The 19,001-nt window shown below is 67.6% G+C and carries 15 protein-coding genes; 8 read left to right on the top strand and 7 right to left on the bottom strand.

What is annotated here, in order from left to right:
• Positions 1-163: 163 nt before the first annotated feature.
• Complete coding sequence (locus ABE424_RS09305) at positions 164-1,885, bottom strand: glycosyltransferase family 39 protein (RefSeq protein ID WP_346501884.1); 1,722 nt, start codon at positions 1,883-1,885, stop codon at positions 164-166.
• Positions 1,886-2,003: 118 nt separating this feature from the next.
• On the opposite strand from ABE424_RS09305, the gene ABE424_RS09300 reads away from it, so the two are divergent.
• From ABE424_RS09300 to ABE424_RS09290, 3 genes are all read left to right on the top strand, one after another.
• The gene (locus ABE424_RS09300; RefSeq protein WP_346492413.1) at positions 2,004-2,705 is read left to right on the top strand and encodes a response regulator transcription factor; all 702 of its coding nucleotides are present in this window, start codon (positions 2,004-2,006) and stop codon (positions 2,703-2,705) included.
• Positions 2,692-4,032 (top strand): HAMP domain-containing sensor histidine kinase, encoded by a 1,341-nt coding sequence (locus tag ABE424_RS09295; protein WP_346492414.1) that lies wholly within the window; start codon positions 2,692-2,694, stop codon positions 4,030-4,032. The genes ABE424_RS09300 and ABE424_RS09295 overlap by 14 nt, the downstream gene beginning before the upstream one ends.
• 105 nt (positions 4,033-4,137) lie before the next feature.
• On the top strand, positions 4,138-5,388 hold the full coding sequence (locus tag ABE424_RS09290) for a DUF819 family protein (RefSeq protein ID WP_346492415.1): 1,251 nt from the start codon (positions 4,138-4,140) through the stop codon (positions 5,386-5,388).
• A gap of 144 nt (positions 5,389-5,532) precedes the next feature.
• Here the strand turns inward: ABE424_RS09290 and ABE424_RS09285 are convergent, their stop codons facing one another.
• Both ABE424_RS09285 and ABE424_RS09280 read right to left on the bottom strand, forming a co-directional pair.
• Complete coding sequence (locus ABE424_RS09285; RefSeq protein ID WP_019183464.1) at positions 5,533-5,757, bottom strand: CstA-like transporter-associated (seleno)protein; 225 nt, start codon at positions 5,755-5,757, stop codon at positions 5,533-5,535.
• A complete protein-coding gene (locus tag ABE424_RS09280; protein ID WP_346478676.1) occupies positions 5,757-7,838 on the bottom strand; it encodes a carbon starvation CstA family protein in 2,082 nt (693 codons plus the stop codon). Before ABE424_RS09280 ends, ABE424_RS09285 begins: the two co-directional genes overlap by 1 nt.
• A gap of 227 nt (positions 7,839-8,065) precedes the next feature.
• On the opposite strand from ABE424_RS09280, the gene ABE424_RS09275 reads away from it, so the two are divergent.
• Positions 8,066-8,917 (top strand): pirin family protein, encoded by an 852-nt coding sequence (locus tag ABE424_RS09275; protein WP_346492416.1) that lies wholly within the window; start codon positions 8,066-8,068, stop codon positions 8,915-8,917.
• A 124-nt stretch (positions 8,918-9,041) separates the two neighbouring features.
• On the opposite strand, the gene ABE424_RS09270 is transcribed toward ABE424_RS09275, so the two are convergent.
• The 4 genes from ABE424_RS09270 to ABE424_RS09255 all read right to left on the bottom strand — a co-directional run bounded on the left by ABE424_RS09270 (position 9,042) and on the right by ABE424_RS09255 (position 13,657).
• Positions 9,042-9,503 carry a hypothetical protein gene (locus ABE424_RS09270; RefSeq protein WP_346492417.1) on the bottom strand — a complete coding sequence of 154 codons (462 nt, stop codon included), beginning with the start codon at positions 9,501-9,503 and terminating at the stop codon, positions 9,042-9,044.
• A gap of 231 nt (positions 9,504-9,734) precedes the next feature.
• Entirely contained in the window at positions 9,735-10,457 is a 723-nt protein-coding gene (gene aqpZ, locus ABE424_RS09265; RefSeq protein ID WP_346492418.1) for an aquaporin Z, read from the bottom strand.
• Between the two features lie 114 nt (positions 10,458-10,571).
• The gene (locus tag ABE424_RS09260; RefSeq protein WP_346492419.1) at positions 10,572-11,435 is read right to left on the bottom strand and encodes a pirin family protein; all 864 of its coding nucleotides are present in this window, start codon (positions 11,433-11,435) and stop codon (positions 10,572-10,574) included.
• Between the two features lie 158 nt (positions 11,436-11,593).
• Positions 11,594-13,657 carry a 3-hydroxyacyl-CoA dehydrogenase NAD-binding domain-containing protein gene (locus ABE424_RS09255; protein WP_346492420.1) on the bottom strand — a complete coding sequence of 688 codons (2,064 nt, stop codon included), beginning with the start codon at positions 13,655-13,657 and terminating at the stop codon, positions 11,594-11,596.
• A gap of 238 nt (positions 13,658-13,895) precedes the next feature.
• Here ABE424_RS09255 and rpoE point away from each other — a divergent pair, with 238 nt between their 5' ends.
• The 4 genes from rpoE (at position 13,896) to lepA (ending at position 18,977) form a co-directional block, all read left to right on the top strand.
• Positions 13,896-14,516: an RNA polymerase sigma factor RpoE gene (rpoE, locus tag ABE424_RS09250; RefSeq protein ID WP_176989186.1), complete on the top strand. Its 621-nt coding sequence runs from the start codon at positions 13,896-13,898 to the stop codon at positions 14,514-14,516.
• Positions 14,513-15,409, top strand: coding sequence for a sigma-E factor negative regulatory protein (locus tag ABE424_RS09245; protein ID WP_346492421.1), 897 nt, complete (start codon positions 14,513-14,515; stop codon positions 15,407-15,409). The genes rpoE and ABE424_RS09245 overlap by 4 nt, the downstream gene beginning before the upstream one ends.
• Before the next feature lie 85 nt (positions 15,410-15,494).
• Positions 15,495-17,018, top strand: a complete 1,524-nt coding sequence (locus tag ABE424_RS09240) for a DegQ family serine endoprotease (RefSeq protein WP_346492422.1) — start codon at positions 15,495-15,497, stop codon at positions 17,016-17,018.
• A 168-nt stretch (positions 17,019-17,186) separates the two neighbouring features.
• Entirely contained in the window at positions 17,187-18,977 is a 1,791-nt protein-coding gene (gene lepA / locus ABE424_RS09235; protein ID WP_176989513.1) for a translation elongation factor 4, read from the top strand.
• Positions 18,978-19,001 lie beyond the last annotated feature (24 nt).

The following is a 19,001-nucleotide window of genomic DNA, read 5'->3' as shown; positions in this document are numbered from 1 at the left end:
GAAACCCGGCGTGGCCGTGGCAACGGGCGCGGAGGAAAGAGCAACGGTGGACGCTGGGAACATGGACAAAGGGGCCGGCGGAGATTCCGGCGCCATGGTCGTCAGCGGGGTGTCGGAGAGCGGTCGGAGCGATGTTGGCCGCCGGTTAAGCGCGACCGGCCGTTCAGTCTTCCTCGTCCTGCGCGGTGTCGGTCGCGGTCACCGCCGCGTGGCAGTCGGCCTGCCACGCGGTGCCCGGGAACAGCAGCCAGCGGTTGCGGTTCGCGCTGCCGATCTCGATCACGGCCGCGGGGTCCACGCAGGGACTGATCGCTTCATCCAGCACCAGCAGCCAGCGCTGCGCGGGCGCCTGCGCCAGCCACGGGCCGGCGGCCTGCCATTGCTGCTCCCACGGTGTCTTGAAACCGAAGTCGGTGACGGGGCGGTCGGCCTGCAGCAGGTTCTGCTCGCGCCAGGCGACCACGCCCAGTTCGGCCTGCGGGCCGATCCGCGCGCCCACCTGCCGCATCACGGCGGAGGCGGAGCTGTACGGATCCAGCGTGGGCATCAGCACCCAGCCATACAGATTCCAGAGCAGGCATGACGTCGCCACCACCAGCGCGCCGACACGGCGTGGCCGCCACCACAGTGCCAAGGCCAGCAGCAGCACGCCGAAGGCGAGCAGCCAGCCGCCGAGCACCGGCAGCAGGCTGTCGGGCATGGCGCGCCGTGCCAGTTGCGCATGCGCCCACGCACTGCCGTTCCAGAGCTGCAGGCCGATGTACAACCCGGCCGCGCCAAGCAGAACGACATAGGCCCACAGCAGCCAACGCAGCCCGGCACGACGCAGCAGCCCGGGCAGCAGGGGCGCGGCGGCCACGCACAGCGCGGGCAGCATCGGGAAGATGTAGACCTCGCGCTTGCCAGGGCTGGCGCTGAAGAAGGCCAGCACCAGCAGGGCCCAGCCCAGCAGCAGCCACCAGCGCCCGTCCAGGCGCTTGAGTCGCCGCCACAATGCCGGCATCAGCGCGGGCAGCAGCAGGCTGCCGGGCAGCCACAAGGTCGCCATCACCTGCAGGTAGTACCAGGCCGGCTTTACGTGGTGCCAGGCGTTGGCGTAGCGGGTGCCGGTCTGTTTGAACAGCAGTTCACGCGCATACGCGTGCAGGGCCGGATCGGGCGAGTGCAGCAGTGCCACCCCCAACGGCGCCAGCCAGACCGCGGTGCCGAGCAGGAACGCCGGCAGCAGCCACCACAGATCGCGCGCGGCGCCCGGCGGCAGCGCCGTGGCACGGGTGCGCCAGCGCCAGAGGGCAAACGGCACCAGCACCAGCAGAGGCAGGAAGCCGACGCCCTTGGTCACCGTGCCGAGACCGGCCGCGAAGCCGGCCAGCCACAGCGCCGGCCGGTTGCGACCCTCCAGCAGGTGGCGCAGCAGCCCCCACAGCGACAGGGTGGTCATCGCCACCAGCACCATGTCGATCTGGGCCCGTTTGGCCATCAGGCCGAACTGCAGGCAGCTGAACAAGGCGAGCATCGCCCACCCGCCGACGCGCCGGCTCCACAGCCGCCGACCCAGATCCCAGGTCAGCCACAGGGTCAGCAGGGCAGCCAGCAGCGAGGGCACCAGGAAGGCAAGGGACCAGCCGCCGAACAACTGGTGGCTGGCCGCCTGCATCCACATGAAAACAGGGGGTTTTTCCGCATACAGTTCGCTGCCGCGGTGGGGCAGCAGCCACTGGCCGGAGTCGACCATGGCACGGGCCGCCAGCACGAAACGCGGCTCATCCGGCGGCGAGGGCTGGCGCAGGCCGATGCCGGCCGCCAGCGCCACCAGCAGGGCAAGGCAGACCAGCACACGCGGCCAGCGCCGCAGGAAGAAGGATTCGGTCACGCCCAGGCTCATCGGCAAAACAGCCACTGTCTCCCCGACAGCGTAGGAAAAGCGTCGTAACCACCCCATTGCGACCGGATTCCGACACGGTTCCCGCTACCATGCGCCCAACCGGTCAAGAGAGTCTCCCATGCGGCTGCTGGTCATTGAAGACAACCGTCAGCTGGTTGCCAATCTTTTCGATTACTTCGAATCCCGGGGCCATGTGCTCGATGTCGCGCCCGACGGCGTGACCGGGCTGCATCTGGCCGTGTCGCAGCCCTATGACGCGCTGATCCTGGACTGGATGCTGCCGCGCATGGAAGGCCCGGAAGTGCTGCGACGGCTGCGCGCCGACCACGGTTCCGAAGTGCCGGTGATCATGCTGACCGCCCGCGACGAGCTGCCGGACAAGATCGCCGGTTTCCGCGCAGGCGCCGATGATTACCTGACCAAGCCGTTCGCGCTGCCGGAGCTGGAAGTGCGCCTGGAAGCATTGATGGTGCGTGCCAAAGGGCGCAACCCGCGCAAGCTGCTGGAGGTGGCCGACCTCAGGCTGGATCTGGCCACGCTGGAGGCGCAGCGCGACGGCAAGCCGCTGCACCTGTATCCGGCCTGCCGCAAACTGCTGGAAGTGCTGATGCGTGCCAGCCCGGGGGCGGTCACCCGCCAGCAGCTGGAGTTCGCGCTGTGGGGCGACGAGCTGCCCGACGGCGACCTGCTGCGCTCGCATGTCTACGAGCTGCGCCGCAGCGTGGATGGCCCGTTCCAGCAGAAGCTGATCCATACCCTGCCGCGGGTGGGGTACCGCCTGGGCGTGTCGGCTGCGGACAGTTCCGATGCAGTGGCATAAGCGCGTGGCCAAGCCAGCGCCGATGCACCGGCGCATGGTGTGGTGGCTGCTGGGCTATCTGGCGCTGATCTCGCTGGCGGTGTTCAGCGTGGGCAACTATGTGCATGAACACGCCGAGCACTCGGCATGGCGCGCGCTGCTCAATTCCGAGCTGGACAGCATCGTCAACCACATCGAACACGAGCCGCACTACCGCTGGCAGGATTCGGACACCCTGCGGCTGTTCCATATCAACGGCAGCCCTGCGGTGCCGGAGAGCCTGCGCACGCTGCACCCGGGCCTGCACGACGGGGTGATGGTCAATGACCGCCAGAGTGCGGTGATGATCCGCGAGACCCCGCAGCTGGGGCGGCTGGCGCTGGTGCTGGACATCAACGATTTCCATGAGCTGGAACAGTTCGCCACGCGCTGGGTGTTGCTGGCCGGCGTGCTGATGATCATCGTCACGGTGCTGATGGCGTCCTTCGGCGTCGGCCGGTTGGTGCGCCCGCTGAGCTCGCTGGCCAGGCGCATCGATGAGCTGCACCCGGGTGTTCCCGGGCAGCGGGTGGAGGTGGACCCGCGTGCCAGCTCGGAGCTGTACGTCATCGCCAATGCGCTCAATGACTACCTGGCGCGCAACGAACAGTTCGTCGAGCGCGAGCGCGTCTTCATCAGCACGGCCAGCCATGAGCTGCGTACGCCGATCGCGGTGATCACCGGGGCCTCGGAGCTGGCACTCGGCCAGCCTGACATCCCGGAGCGTGCACGACAGCAGATGCAGCGCGTGCATCGCACGGCCCAGGGCGTGGAGCAGCTGATCCAGCTGCTGCTGGTGCTCGCGCGCGATCCTGCGCGGTTGGCCGCACTGGGCGAACGCATTCCCTTGGACCTGCTGGTACCGGACATCATTGAAGACCATCGTCACCTGATGGGCGACAAGGACCTGCGCATCGAGATCGATGGCCTGGCGCGGGTGGACATCATCGCCCCGCTGGGCGTGGTGCAGGCAGCGATCGGCAACCTGCTGCGCAACGCGATCGAGAACAGTGGCCGCGGCACCATCCACATCCAGGTCTCCGACCAGGCGGTGGTGACCCTGCAGGATCCGGGGCTCGGCATGAGCCCGGAGGAGATCGCGGCGGTGCACGCGCGCATGGCGCGGGGCGACCGCAACGAACTGAGCGGGATCGGCCTGGAGCTGATCGCCCGGCTCTGCGAACACCTGGGCTGGGCGCTGCAGATCCAGCCCTGCGTGCCGCGCGGAACCTGCGTGATCCTCGATCTGGGTGCTTCGCTGCCGGAACGCAGTGACAGGGGCTCGCTGCCAGCGTCGTCACCGCCCTGATCGCTGCGCTGCAAAGTGTGGCCTCGTGAAGACAATGTTAAGCTCCGGAGGCGCCGCTCTATGCGGCGCTTTTTTTTATCCCTTCGATCGACAGAGGATGGCGTGATGCCGACCGAACCCAGTACTGCCCTGATCACCAATGACATCGTCGGCCTCGGCCTGATCGCCGCCACGCTCGCCGTGATTTTCTGGGCCGCCAGCGGCCCGACGCCGTTGCTCAAGAAGGTGTTTGCCTGGGTGCCGGCGCTGCTGCTGTGCTACTTCATCCCGGCCATCTACAACACCGCCGGCCTCATCGACGGCCATAACACCTCGCTCTACAACCCGATCGCCCGTGACGTGCTGCTGCCCGCCGCGCTGGTGCTGCTGACGCTCTCGATCGACCTGAAGGGCATCATGAAGCTCGGCCCGAAGCTGCTGGTGATGTTCTGCGCCGGCACGCTGGGCATCATCCTCGGCGCCATCGTGTCGTTCCAGGCGATGTCCTGGATCCACCCGGCCACCGTGGCCGGTGATACCTGGAAAGGCATGGCGGCCCTGGCCGGCAGCTGGATCGGCGGCGGCGCCAACATGGTGGCGATGCGTGAAGTGTTCGGCACCGATGCGACGACCTTCGGCCAGTTCGCCGTGGTCGATGTGGCCTGCGCGAGCCTGTGGATGGCGGTGCTGCTGTTCCTGGCCAACCGCGCCCAGCAGATCGATGCGCGCAACGGGGCCGATACCCGCGCCATCGATGAGATGAAGGCCCGGATTTCCGCTTACGAAGCGCAGAACGCGCGCATTCCCAGCCTCACCGACCTGATGGTGATCGTCGGTGTGGCACTGGGCGGTGTCGGCCTGGCGCATGCCATCGCGGCACCGCTGAGCGGCTGGTTCAAGGCCAACGTGAGCTGGGCCAGCCAGTTCAGCCTGGACAGCGCGTTCGTCTGGGTGGTGCTGTTGTCCACCGCGCTCGGCCTGGGCCTGAGCTTCACCCGCGCGCGGCGCCTGGAGTCGGCCGGTGCGTCGCGTCTTGGCACGCTGTTCCTGTATTTCCTGATCGCCTGCATCGGCATGCAGATGGATCTGCTCTCGCTGCTCGACCGTCCGTGGCTGTTCGCGCTCGGTGCGATCTGGATGCTCACGCACATCCTGGTGCTGTGGATCGCCGCCAAGCTGCTGCGCGCACCGCTGTTCTTCTTCGCGATCGGCTCGCAGGGCAACATCGGTGCAGCCGCATCGGCCCCGGTGGTCGCCGCGGCATTCCATCCGTCGCTGGCCCCGGTCGGCGTGCTGCTGGGCACCGTGGGCTATGCCACCGGGACCGGGCTGGCCTATGTGACCGGCCTGATCCTGAAGTGGATGGCCGGCGCGTAAGGCGGGATCGAGGCGTCACGACCCCACGGTCGTGGCGGGTCCCGGCCGCAGGGCGGCCCAACAAAAACGGCGGCGCTTTCGCGCCGCCGTTTTTTTGTAGCGGTGATCCCGATCAACGGTCGGGACCGTGCGGACGCTGCAGCCTCAGCAGCAACGTCCTCCGTTCTTGCCGCTGTAACGCGCCTCCTGGCGCTCGCGGAAGAACGTCTTGTAGTCCATCGGCACGCGGTCCGGATGCTTCTCCAGCACATGCCGGACGTAGTTGTCGTAGTCGGGAATGCCGCAGCACAGCCGCGCGGTCTGCACCAGGCGCCGCCAGATGCGGCGGTGGGCCTGGTACTGACCGGCGGGGACGAGTTCGGTACTCATCACAGGTCCGCCATCTGGTGCGGCTCAAGTGCCACGTACGGGGTTTCCCTGTCGGTCCGCTGCGGGGTGCGGCGGGCCATGAAGATGGTCTTGATCGCGTAGAACAGGATCGAGAACACCACGAACAGGAACAGCACGGTCAGGCCGGTGTTGACGTAGGCGTTGACCACGATCTGGTGCATCTGGCCGACGGTCTTGGCCGGCGCGGTCAGGGTGCCGGTGGCGATCGCGTCCTGGTACTTGTGTGCCTGGGCCAGGAAGCCCTGTGCCGGGTTGCTGTCGAAGATCTTGATCAGGCCCGCATAGGTGGTGCAGATCAGCAGCCACACCGCCGGCACGCCGGTCACCCAGGCGAAGCGGTCACGCTTCATCTTGAACAGCACCACGGTGCCGAGCATCAGTGCGATACCCGCCAGCATCTGGTTGGAGATGCCGAACAGCGGCCACAGGGTCTGGATACCACCGAAGGGATCGACCACGCCCGTATAGAGCAGGTAGCCCCACAGCGCCACGCAGCCGGCGGTGGCGATGATGTTGGCGGTCCACGATTCGGTCTTCTTCAGGGCCGGGATGAAGTTGCCCAGCAGGTCCTGCAGCATGAAGCGACCGGCACGCGTACCGGCATCGACCGCGGTGAGGATGAACAAGGCTTCGAACAGGATCGCGAAGTGGTACCAGAACGCCATCATCGCGTTGCTGCCGCTCGGGATCGCCTCGTGCAGGATCTGCGCGATGCCCACCGCCAGCGTCGGTGCGCCACCGGCACGGTGCAGGATGGTCGGCTCACCGATGGCCGCGGCCGTCGCCTCCAGCTGCTCGGGGGTGATGATGAAGCCCCACGTATTGCTGATGTAGGCCGCAGCGGAGACCGCATCCGGACCGATCACGGCGGCCGGCGCGTTCATGGCGAAGTAGATGCCCGGATCGATGATCGAGGCGGCCACCAGCGCCATCACCGCGACGAACGATTCCATCAGCATGCCGCCGTAGCCGATGTAGCGCATGTGGCGCTCATTGGCGAGCAGCTTGGGCGTGGTGCCCGAGGCGATCAGCGCATGGAAACCGGACACCGCGCCGCAGGCGATGGTGATGAACAGGAACGGGAACATCCCGCCTTTCCAGACCGGGCCGTCGCCACTGGCGGCGAACTGGGTCAGCGCCGGCATCTTCAGTTCCGGCATGACGATCAGGATGCCGATCGCCAGCGCCACGATGGTGCCGATCTTGAGGAAGGTGGACAGGTAATCGCGCGGCGCCAGCAGCAGCCACACCGGCAGCACCGAGGCGACGAAGCCGTAGCCGATCAGCATCCAGGTGATCTGGATGCCGGTGAAGGTGAAGGCCGGGCCCCAGACCGGATCGGCGGCGACCTTGCCACCGAACCAGATCGCGGCCAGCAGCAGGATCAGGCCGACCACGGAAATCTCACCGATCTTGCCCGGGCGGATGTAGCGCATGTACACGCCCATCAGGATCGCGATCGGCATGGTCGCGATGACCGTGAACATGCCCCAGGGGCTTTCGGCCAGCGCCTTGACCACCACCATCGCCAGCACCGCGAGGATGATGATCATGATCAGGAAGGCACCGAACAAGGCGATGGTGCCGGGCACCGGCCCCATTTCCTCGCGCACCAGATCGCCCAGCGAGCGACCGTTGCGACGGCTGGAGAGGAACAGGATCATGAAATCCTGCACCGCGCCGGCCACGACCACGCCCACCACCAGCCAGAGCAGGCCGGGCAGGTAGCCCATCTGCGCGGCCAGCACCGGCCCGACCAGCGGGCCCGCACCGGCGATGGCGGCGAAGTGGTGGCCGAACAGCACGTGCTTGTTGGTCGGGACGTAATCCAGGCCATCGTTGTTGATCACCGCGGGCGTGGCCCGGGTCGGATCGAGCTGCATCACCTTGTCGGCGATGAACAGGCTGTAGAAGCGATACGCGATGAGATAGATGGAGACCGCAGCGACGACGATCCACAGCGCATTGATGGGTTCACCCCGGCGCAGCGCGACGGTGCCTAGACAGAATGCGCCAAGCAGTGCGATGACTGCCCAACCCAGTTTCGAAAAACCTTTCATGAGATTGCGTCTCCCTGGAGATCGTCGTAAGAGTCCGCCTTGGCACTGACGGGGTCAATGCAATGGCGGGGGCTTGCCGCTAGTACTTTGGTCGTAGGGTGGGTGGGGAGCGTGCCCGTGCACGTCATCGGAACATCACGCTTGGAACAATCGGTTGCGGGCATGACGGTTGGCCGGCGGGGCCGGCGAGGCCATCTTGTCGATAGATCACCGACCCTGGAGTCACCATGAGCAGCCCAACCCCGGTGCGCGTGCTGCGCACCATCCGTGGCATGGCCACCTCCGATGGCGCCGGCGTCCGCCTGACGCGGGTCATCGGTGGGCCATCGCTGCCCGACCTGGATCCGTTCCTGCTGCTGGATGAATTCGGCACGGACCGTGCCGAGGACTACATCGCCGGCTTCCCCAGCCATCCGCACCGCGGGTTCGAGACCGTCACCTACATGCTCGACGGCCGGATGCGGCACAAGGACAACCACGGCAACGAGGGCCTGCTCACGCCGGGCAGCGTGCAGTGGATGACCGCCGGACGCGGCCTGATCCACTCGGAGATGCCCGAGCAGGAATCCGGCCAGATGCGCGGTTTCCAGCTGTGGGTGAACCTCCCGGCGCGCGACAAGATGACGGACCCGAAATACCAGGAGTTCGCGCCGGACCACATCCCGGTGACGGCGCCGGCCGAGGGCGTGCAGGTCAAGGTGATCGCCGGGCAGGTGGGTGACACCGTCGGGCCGATCGTGCAGCCGGCCACCGACCCGGTGTATCTGGACATCACCCTGGAGGCGCGCGCGGGCTGGAGCTACACGCTGCCTGATGGCCACAACGCGTTTGCCTACGTGTTCGAAGGGGGGCTGGAGATCGGCGAGGGCGACGATGCGCGCCCGGTGGCCAAGCAGGAAATGGCGGTGCTGGGCGGCGGTGAGCAGCTGACCCTGCGCGCGGGCGAAACCGGTGCGCGCCTGATCCTGGTGGCGGGCCGTCCGCTGCGCGAGCCGGTCATGCGGCACGGGCCGTTCGTGATGAACACCAAGCAGGAGCTGATGCAGGCCTTCGTGGATTTCCAGGAAGGCCGCTTCTGAGACACATGCGCACCGGTCGCAGGCCGGCAGCCGCATGACACCTGACAGGGTGGGAGGCGCCGACCAGCGGTCGGCGCTACCGTTGCTTCCGGGATGTGTGCGGTGCACCGTCCCGGCCTCTTCCTCAGCGCCCGGCGGCGACAGCCGAGGGCGTCAGGTTCATGCCCTGCGCCAGCGACTGCAGCGAACCCAGTTCGCTCCTGTCGCCCGCGTACAACGCAATCTGCGCGAAGCGGTTCCTGTCGAACTTCACCACGGTAATGCGGCGGGTGTCGTAGCCCGGCGGTTTCTGGCCGCCCAGGTCGGGCTGGTACCAGTACAGCGTTTCACCCGCGAAGCTGCCTTTTTCCTGGCGCAGCGCGCGGTTCAACGGCAGCTCGGGGTTGCGGGCACTCAGGGTGAGGCTGAGCACTTCACGCCCATCGGCGGTCCTGGCCTTGCACAGGATCAGGTCCCGCTGGGCCAGTTCCTGCCACTGCAAGCCGCTGCTGGCGGGCAGGGACGGACACTCGCTGGTTGACTGCGCCGCAACGGCGCCGGCAGACATCAGCAGACACACACACACGACAGCGCGCAGGACGTTCATGGTTCCCCCAGGGTCGATGATCGCGTCCGTCGCTGACAGGCATTCCGGCGGCCGTCGACAACCCAGGCCGTGGTGGCGCATTCCCCGCGCGCATACCGGATGACTCGCTGCCGTCAGTGTCGGACGAGTGATCCGGACCTTAACGGAATGTGACTCAGTGTACAAATAACGGTTTCAGGTGAACCTTTCCGCACCGCGGGCCGGGAAGCGCGAGGCCGCCCGGCCGGATCCTCAGCGGGGCGCCGCGCCCATCCATTTGTAGACGATGCCGCCGATCAGGCCGCCCAGCAGCGGCGCCAGCCAGAACAGCCAGAGCTGGCTCAGCGCACCGCTGCCGGCGAACAGGGCCACGGCGGTGGAGCGGGCCGGATTGACCGAGGTGTTGGTGACCGGAATGCTGATCAGGTGGATCAGGGTCAGGGCCAGCCCGATCGCGATCGGGGCAAAGCCCGCCGGTGCGTTGCCGTGGGTCGAGCCCATGATGACGATCAGGAAGAAGGCGGTCAGCACCACTTCGCACAGGAACGCGGCCGCGAAGCTGTAGCTTCCCGGTGAGAGTGCGCCATACCCGTTGCTGGCGAACGCGCCGGCTTGGCTGCCATCGATCTGGAAGCCGGGCGCGCCGGAGGCGATCTGCAGCAGGATGAAGCCCGCAAGCGCACCGCCGAGCACCTGCGCGACGATGTAGGGGAGCAGGTCACGGGCCGGGAAGCGGCCGCCGGCCCACAGGCCGACGCTGACCGCCGGATTGAAGTGCGCGCCGGAGACATGCCCGAACGCATAGGCGCCGGTCAGCACGGTCAGGCCGAAGGCCAGGGCGACGCCCACGAAACCGATCCCCAGCGGATTGCCATCGCCACCGAAGTTGGCGGCCAGTACCGCGCTGCCACACCCGCCCAACACCAGCCAGAACGTGCCCAGGAACTCGGCGGCCAGACGTTTGCCCATGCTCATCGACGTGCTCCACGTTATGCCCGGGGTGGGCAGGCGCAACGTAGCTGAATCCGGGTTCATCGGGGTGACGGTCGCGTCAAGACCCGACGAACGGTTGGCCGCCGGGTGTGCGGTTCAGTACGTGGGCAGCGGAATGAACTCTTTGTCGTCCCCCGGGATCGTGCCGAAGCGGCCGGATTCCCAGTCGTGCTTGGCCTGCTCGATCCGCTCGGTGGAGCTGGAGACGAAGTTCCACCAGAGATGGCGCGGGCCATCGAGCGGCTCGCCGCCCATCAGCATCGCCTTGATCGGGGTCTTGGCGCGCAGGCGGCCGCGGGCGCCGGGTTCGGGGATGATCAGGTGCTGGGCGGGAACGTCCACGCCGTCGAGCTGGGCCTGGCCTTCGAGGATGTACAGCGAACGCTCGGCGTGGCCGGTATCCAGGTCGATTTCCGCATCGGCATCGAGATCGATGGCGACGTTGAGGGTATCGGCGAACACCTTGACCGGGGATTCTTCGCCGTACGCGCGGCCGGCGATGACGCGCAGCCACGCACCGTTGCGGCGCTGCTGGGGCAGGGTGTCGGCGGCATGGTGGTAGAACGCGGGATCGGTCTCTTCGGCACTCTTCGGCAGCGCCAGCCAGGTCTGCATGCCGTGCAGCGGATGGTCGTGTTCGCGCTCGATGGCGGGCGTGCGTTCGGAGTGGGCGATGCCGCGGCCGGCGGTCATCCAGTTGACGTCACCGGGGCGGATGACCTGGTCCGAGCCGAGCGTGTCGCGGTGGCCGATGGCGCCGGACCACAGGAAGGTGACGGTGGCCAGGCCGATGTGCGGGTGCGGGCGCACGTCGATGCCGGTGCCGGGGGAGAGCACGGCCGGGCCCATCTGGTCGACGAAGACGAAGGGGCCGACGCTGCGCGCCTGCAGGGTCGGCACGGCGCGGCGCACCTGCAGGCCACCGATGTCATGGATACGGGGGGCGATGATGGTCGTCATGCGGGCGGTCTCGCTGGCGGGGACAGAGCGGGAGGATCGCATGCGGGGTGTGGGGGTGGGAGGCCTGTATCGGTAACAGGGTGTTCTGGTTGCGCGCCGGCGGCGGAAACAACAACGCCACCCTGCGGTGGCGTCGTCGTTTCAGGTCACGGCGATCCTCAGATCACCGGTTCGCGCAGCACCGGCGAATCCCAGCCCGGTCGCGGGGCGAAACGGTCGCCATGGCGCTGCTGCAGGACCTTGAGGCGTTCGACCAGGGCGTCGGCACCGGTGGCGCGGATGTACTGGATCGGGCCGCCGCGGAACGGGGCGAAACCGGTCCCGAAGATCACGCCGGCATCGAGCAGATCGGCGTCGGCGACGACGCCGTCGTGCAGGCAGGCCACCGCTTCGTTGAGCAGCGGCAGGATCAGGCGGTCCTCCAGATCGGCCGGCACCTCGTAGTTGGCGGGAACGTCCGGCTTCTGCGCGCGGCCGTTCTCCCACTTGTACAGGCCCTGGCCGTCCTTCTTGCCGCGCTTGCCCTGTTCCACGGTCGCCAGTGCGGCCGGCACCTGCAGGCCGAGGAAGGGCGCCAGTTCCTTGCCCACGCCGGCCGCCACATCCAGGCCGACGGTGTCGAGCAGTTCGATCGGGCCCATCGGCATGCCGAACTTGACCGCGGCCTTGTCCAGCACCGGGCCCGGCACGCCTTCGGCATACGCGGTGGCGGCTTCAAGCATGTACGGGAACAGCACCCGGTTGACCAGGAAGCCGGGCGTGCCGGCAACCGGTACCGGGAACTTGCCCAGCGCCTTGCAGAACGAGGCCAGGCGACGCTCGGTCTCCGGCGCCATGCCGTCGTGATGGATGATTTCCACCAGCGGCATCTGCGCGACCGGATTGAAGTAATGCAGGCCGGCGAACTGCGCCGGACGCTGGATGTGGTCGCGCAGTTCGTCCAGCGGGATCGAGGAGGTGTTGGTGGTCAGCAGCGCATCGGCCTTCATCTTCGGCTCCAGCGACTGGTACAACTCGCGCTTGGCCTCCGGGTTCTCGATGATGGCTTCGATCACCAGATCGGCCTGGGCCACGCCCTCGCCGGCGAGATCGGCTTTCAGGCGCGCGGCCACGGCCGGGCGCTTGCTGTCGTCCTTCACCCGCTTGGCGAACAGCGCCTGCGCGCGTTCCATGGCCGGGTCGATGAAGCGCTGCTCGCGATCCTGCAGGGTCACGTTGAAGCCCTTGTAGGCCGACCACGCGGCGATGTCGCCGCCCATCACACCGGCACCGACGACGTGCACGTGCTGGATGCCGTGGTCCTTGCCTCCGAGGGCCTTCAGGCGTTCGGTCAGGAAGAAGATGCGGATCAGGTTGCGGGCGGTCGGGGTGCCGGCCAGCTTGACCACCGCGCGGCGTTCGGCATCCAGACGGGTCTGGATCGGGCTGCCACCGGTGCGTGCCCAGGTGTTGATCAGCGCGTACGGCGCCGGGTAATGCTCCTTGCGCGCCTTGCGGGCGACCTGCTTGGCCATCTGCGGGGCGAGCAGCCTGCGGGCCAGCCAGGTGTTGGTGATCCAGGCGGTCGCGCGCTGTTTGAACGGGCGGGTGGTGCCCTTCAGCGCGAGCGACACGGCGGTATCGAGCAGCACGGCCGGTGCGACCACCTTGTCGACCAGGCCGATGTTGCGTGCGGCCGAGGCCGACAGGTTGCGGCCGGTCAGCATCATGTCCATCGCGGCCGGTGCGCCGACCAGTTGCGGCAGGCGCGAGCTGCCGCCCCAGCCCGGGAAGATGCCCAGCTGGGTCTCCGGCAGGCCGATCCGGCTGGAGGGATCGTTCGACGCCACGCGGTAACGACAGGCCAGGGCCAGCTCGGTGCCGCCGCCCAGGCAATGGCCGTGGATCGCGGCGACGGTCGGGCAGGGCAGCTCGGCCAGCTTCTGGTAGGTGCTCTGGCCCCGGCGGATCGCGTCATTGACGGTGCCGCGGCGGTCGAATTCCTGGAATTCCTTCAGGTCCGCCCCGGCGATGAAGCCGGCCGCCTTGATCGACTGGATCACCACCGCCTTCGGCGGGTCCATCGCGATCCGCTCGATCAGGTCGCCCAGTTCGAGCAGCACGTCCTGCGACATCGCATTGACGCTGCTGTCCTGGCGGTCGAGGCTGAGCACGACGACGCCATCGTCACGGATCTGCGGGTGCCAATGCGAGAAGCGGAGCCCATCGAAGCCTGAGAGCATGGGAACGTTCCATCCGGTTGTGTATGGAGAAGGGGGCTATGATCCAGAGGTTGTTTCCTCCCCGTCAAATCCCTATAGCTGGGGGAGAGAAGCCGTCGATCCATTGCCTGGATCGGAAACCTTAACGGAACGGTGGTTAAAAGCTGGTGCGGCGCGGTGTGATCGCGCGCTGAACTTTTCCCGGGATTGGCAGTCTCATTGCCCGACGTCGGTTGGGCTGACAGGAGTGCGGCCCCCCATGGCCGAGGTTGAAACACCACAGGAGCTGGACCTGGAGCTGGTCCGACGTGTGCAGCGTGGCGAGAGCGCGGCGTTCGATGTCCTGGTACGCAAGTACCAGCATCGGATCATCGCGCTGATCGGGCGCTACATCGCGGACTGGAGTGAATGTCAGGACGTGGCCCAGGACACTTTCGTCCGCGCGTATCGCGCGATCGGCAGTTTCCGGGGCGACGCCCAGTTCTATACCTGGCTGCACAGGATCGCCGTGAACACTGCCAAGAACCATCTCGCCGCCCACAACCGCCGCCCGCCCACCGATGACATCGAGATCGGGGACGCCGAGCAGTACGACAGCGGCACGCGCCTGCGCGACACCGACACGCCCGAGCGCGAGTTGATGCGCCAGGAGCTGGAGCAGACGGTGATGAAGGCGGTCTCCGCGCTGCCTGAAGAACTGCGCTCGGCCATCACCATGCGCGAGGTGGAGGGTCTGAGTTATGACGAAATCGCGCAGAAGATGGGGTGCCCGATCGGCACCGTGCGGTCGCGGATCTTCCGTGCCCGCGAGGCGATCGACACTGAACTTCGGCCGCTGCTCGATGTGGGCAGCGCCACCCGCGAGAAGAGCCGCGCATGAGCCACGATATGTCCAATGATGCTTCCCGGGGCGCGTCCCCCGATAAATTCGACGCCCATTACCGGCAGCAGCTGTCGTCGTTGATCGACGGCGAGCTGTCGGCCGATGAAGCCCGTTTCATGCTGCGTCGGCTGGAACACGATGAGACCTTGTCCAGCTGCAACGAGCGCTGGCAGATGCTCGGTGATGTGCTGCGCGGGCAGGCCTGCGCACCGGCGCCGGTCGATTTCGCCGAGCGGGTCCGCGTTTCCGTGGTCGCTGAGCCGGCACCAGCGATGCAGGCCAATGTCGAGCGCAGCCAGGACCGCAAGGAACGCCGTGGCGGCTGGCGTCGTTGGGGCGGTGGCGCGGCACTGGCCGCTTCCGTCGCGGCCGTGGCGATGTTCATGACCCGCGAGCAGCTGCCGGACCCGGCGCTGGACGCGCCGACCACCATCATCGCCAGCCAGGCCGAGCTGCCGCCCGCGCCCGCGCCGGCGACCGAGGCCTCTGCCGCCGAGCAGGCGCTGGCGGTAGCGGCGGTTCCGGCTGCAGCCGTGGCGGCCGCCAGCCGCCGCCAGGACGTGGCCAATGCGCGCCGCGCCAGTGCCACCCGCACCCAGCAGGCGGCACGCAGCGCTGCCGAGCGCAGTGCCGAGCCGCAGCGTGCGGTCGCCAGCCAGGCGCCGCTGACGCCGGCCGTACCGGCGGCCACTGCGCGCCAGTTCCCGTTCGGTGAGGTGGGCAATCTGCAGGCCAAACCGTGGCCGCGCTCCAGCCTGGCCCCGGCCGCGGGCGGCGCGCTCAATGCCAGCTTCTCCACGCAGGCACCGCAGGCCGCGTTCTATCCGTTCGAGCCGCGTCTTCAGGAATCGGCCGACACGGCCGAACCTGCGCGCCGGCACCGCGACTGAACATCGTTGCCCTGACGTTCCGCTCCGGCCTGTGCGCCGGAGCGCTCCCCCCCGCTTTGTTCCCTGACCCGGAGGTTCGTGTCTGATGACCGCCCGTATCCGTACCCATGCCCTGGCGCTGATCGCCATGACCCTGCCGCTGGTGGCCTGCGCTCAGTCGCCATCGCCGACGACCCCGGCCGCACCGGCCGCCGCCGCACCGCGGGCACCTGCGCCGCAGTTGGTCAGTGGCCTGCCGGACTTCACCAACCTGGTCGAACAGGTCGGGCCGGGCGTGGTCAATGTCGAAACCACCATCGTGCGCAGCAACCGCCAGGCCCGGACCATGGGCCCGGGCGGCGACGATGAAATGCCCGAGTTCTTCCGCCGCTTCTTCGGGCCGGACTTCCAGATGCCGGGGCAGGGCCCCGGTGGCCAGGACGACAGCCCGCGCATCCAGGGCCGTGGCATGGGCTCGGGCTTCATCATCTCGGCAGATGGCTATGTGCTGACCAACTATCACGTGGTCGCCGACGCCAGCGAAGTGAAGGTCAAGCTCGGCGACCGCCGCGAGTTCACCGCCAAGGTGATCGGCAGCGATCAGCAGTACGACGTGGCGTTGCTCAAGATCGACGGCAAGAATCTGCCGACCGTGCGTGTGGGGGATTCCAACACCCTCAAGCCGGGCCAGTGGGTGGTCGCGATCGGCTCGCCGTTCGGCCTGGATCATTCGGTCACCGCGGGCGTGGTCAGCGCGGTCGGCCGCAGCACCGGCGGCCCGGACCAGCGCTACGTGCCCTTCATCCAGACCGATGTGGCGATCAACCAGGGCAACTCCGGCGGCCCGCTGCTCAACACCCGCGGTGAAGTGGTCGGCATCAACTCGCAGATCTTCTCCGCTTCGGGCGGCTACATGGGCATCAGCTTCGCGATCCCGATCGACCTGGCCATGGGCGCGGTCGAACAGATCAAGAAGACCGGCCGGGTCAGCCGCGGCCAGCTCGGCGCGGCGGTCGGCCCGATCGATGGCCTGAAGGCCCAGGGGCTGGGCCTGCCGGACAGCCGCGGCGCGCTGGTCAACGAAGTGGTCGCGGGCAGCGCGGCGCTCAAGGCCGGCATCGAGCCGGGCGATGTGATCCGCTCGGTCAACGGCAGCCCGATCACTACCTTCAGCGATCTGCCGCCGGCCATCGGCGCGCTGCCGCCGGGCAGCAAGGTGCGCCTGAGCGTGCTGCGCGATGGCAAGGAGCGGGAGATCACCGCCACCCTGACCGAGCTGGCCGAAGACGCCGAGCGCGGTCCGGCCCGTCCGGCCGCGGAAGCGGCCAAGCCGGAGACCGGTGCCAATGCTCTGCTGGGGCTGGAGGTGGCCGATCTGACCGCCCCGCAGCGCCAGCAGCTGGGCCTGTCGGCGGGCGAGGGCGTGCGCATCACCCGGGTCAATGGCCAGTCGGCGCGTGACGCCGGGCTGTCGCCGGGCCTGGTGGTGCTGCAGGTCGGCCGGACCCCGGTCGGCAGCGTGGCCGCGCTGAACAAGGCGTTGGGCGGTTACTCCAAGGGCGATGTGGTCATGCTGCTGATCCGCGCCAACGGCAACAGCGCCTTCGTGGCGGTCAAGGCCGGGCAGTAAGCCCCGCCCCGCCTGCGTTTCCGGGCCCGCTTCGGCGGGCCCGGTCGTTTCTGGCGGGCCGATCACGCCAATCGCGGGCGGCCGCACGCGGGACCGGGCCGGCCATGCGATAATCCGCAGTCATCCTGACGACGCGACGCGCCGCCGCCACCTATGTCTTCTGATTCGATGCGGTTCATCCGCAACTTCTCCATCATCGCCCACGTCGACCACGGCAAGTCCACGCTGGCCGATCGCATCATCCAGCTTTGCGGCGGCCTCCAGGCCCGTGAGATGGAGGCGCAGGTGCTCGACTCGAACCCGATCGAGCGCGAGCGTGGCATCACCATCAAGGCCCAGTCGGTCTCGCTGCCGTATGTCGCCAAAGACGGCCACACCTACCACCTGAACTTCATCGACACCCCCGGGCATGTCGACTTCTCCTATGAAGTCAGCCGCTCGCTGGCCGCCTGCGAAGGCGCGCTGCTGGTGGTCGATGCGGCCCAGGGCGTGGAAGCGCAGTCCGTGGCCAACTGCTACACGGCGGTCGAACAGGGGCTGGAAGTGGTGCCGGTGATCAACAAGATCGACCTCCCCACCGCCGATATCGACCGTGCCAAGGCCGAGATCGAGGCCGTGATCGGCATCGATGCGACCGACGCCGTGGCGGTCAGCGCCAAGACCGGCCTGAACGTGGGCGACGTGCTGGAAGCGATCGTGCATCGCATCCCGCCGCCGGTGCCGCGCGATACCGACAAGCTGCAGGCGCTGATCATCGACTCGTGGTTCGACAACTACCTGGGCGTGGTCTCGCTGGTGCGCGTGATGCAGGGCCAGATCAAGGCCGGCGACAAGCTGCAGGTGATGTCCACCGGCCGCAACCACCAGGTCGACAACGTCGGCGTGTTCACCCCCAAGCGCAAGGTGCTGCCGGCACTGAACGCCGGTGAGGTGGGCTGGGTGACGGCCAGCATCAAGGACGTGCACGGTGCGCCGGTCGGCGACACCCTGACCCTGGCCGCCGATCCGGCCGCCAAGCCGCTGCCGGGCTTCCAGGAAATGCAGCCGCGCGTGTTCGCCGGCCTGTTCCCGGTCGATGCCGAGGATTACCCGGACCTGCGCGAAGCGCTGGACAAGCTGCGCCTGAACGATGCCGCGCTGCGCTTCGAGCCGGAAAGCTCCGAAGCGATGGGCTTCGGCTTCCGCTGCGGCTTCCTGGGCATGCTGCACATGGAAATCGTGCAGGAGCGCCTGGAGCGCGAGTACAACCTGGACCTGATCAGCACCGCGCCGACCGTGGTCTATGAAGTGCTCAAGACCGACGGCACCATCATCAACATGGACAACCCGGCCAAGCTGCCGCCGGTGAACATGGTCGATGAGATCCGCGAGCCGATCATCCGCGCCAACGTACTCACCCCCGAGGAGTACATCGGCAACATCATCAAGCTGTGCGAGGAAAAGCGCGGCAGCCAGATCGGCATCAACTACCTGGGCAGCCAGGTGCAGATCAGCTATGAGCTGCCGATGGCCGAAGTGGTGCTGGACTTCTTCGACAAGCTCAAGTCGGTCAGCCGTGGCTATGCCTCGCTGGATTATCACTTCGTGCGCTTCGATGCCGGCCCGTTCGTCCGCGTGGACGTGCTGATCAACGGCGACAAGGTCGATGCGCTGTCGCTGATCGTGCACCGCAGCCATGCCGACCGCCGCGGCCGCGAGCTGTGCGAGAAGATGAAGGAACTGATCCCGCGCCAGCAGTTCGACGTGGCGATCCAGGCTGCCGTCGGCTCGCAGATCATCTCGCGCACCACGGTCAAGGCGATGCGCAAGAACGTGCTGGCCAAGTGCTATGGTGGCGACGTTTCGCGCAAGAAGAAGCTGCTCGAGAAACAGAAGGAAGGCAAGAAGCGCATGAAGCAGGTCGGCCGCGTGGAAATCCCGCAGGAAGCCTTCCTGGCCGTGCTGCAGATGGACAAGTAAGGCCGGATGGCTTTCCCGGCAGCG

Source organism: Stenotrophomonas sp. TWI1149 (genome assembly GCF_039673155.1).
Taxonomy (GTDB): domain Bacteria; phylum Pseudomonadota; class Gammaproteobacteria; order Xanthomonadales; family Xanthomonadaceae; genus Stenotrophomonas; species Stenotrophomonas maltophilia_AA.
This window is presented reverse-complemented; position numbering and strand designations above follow the sequence as displayed.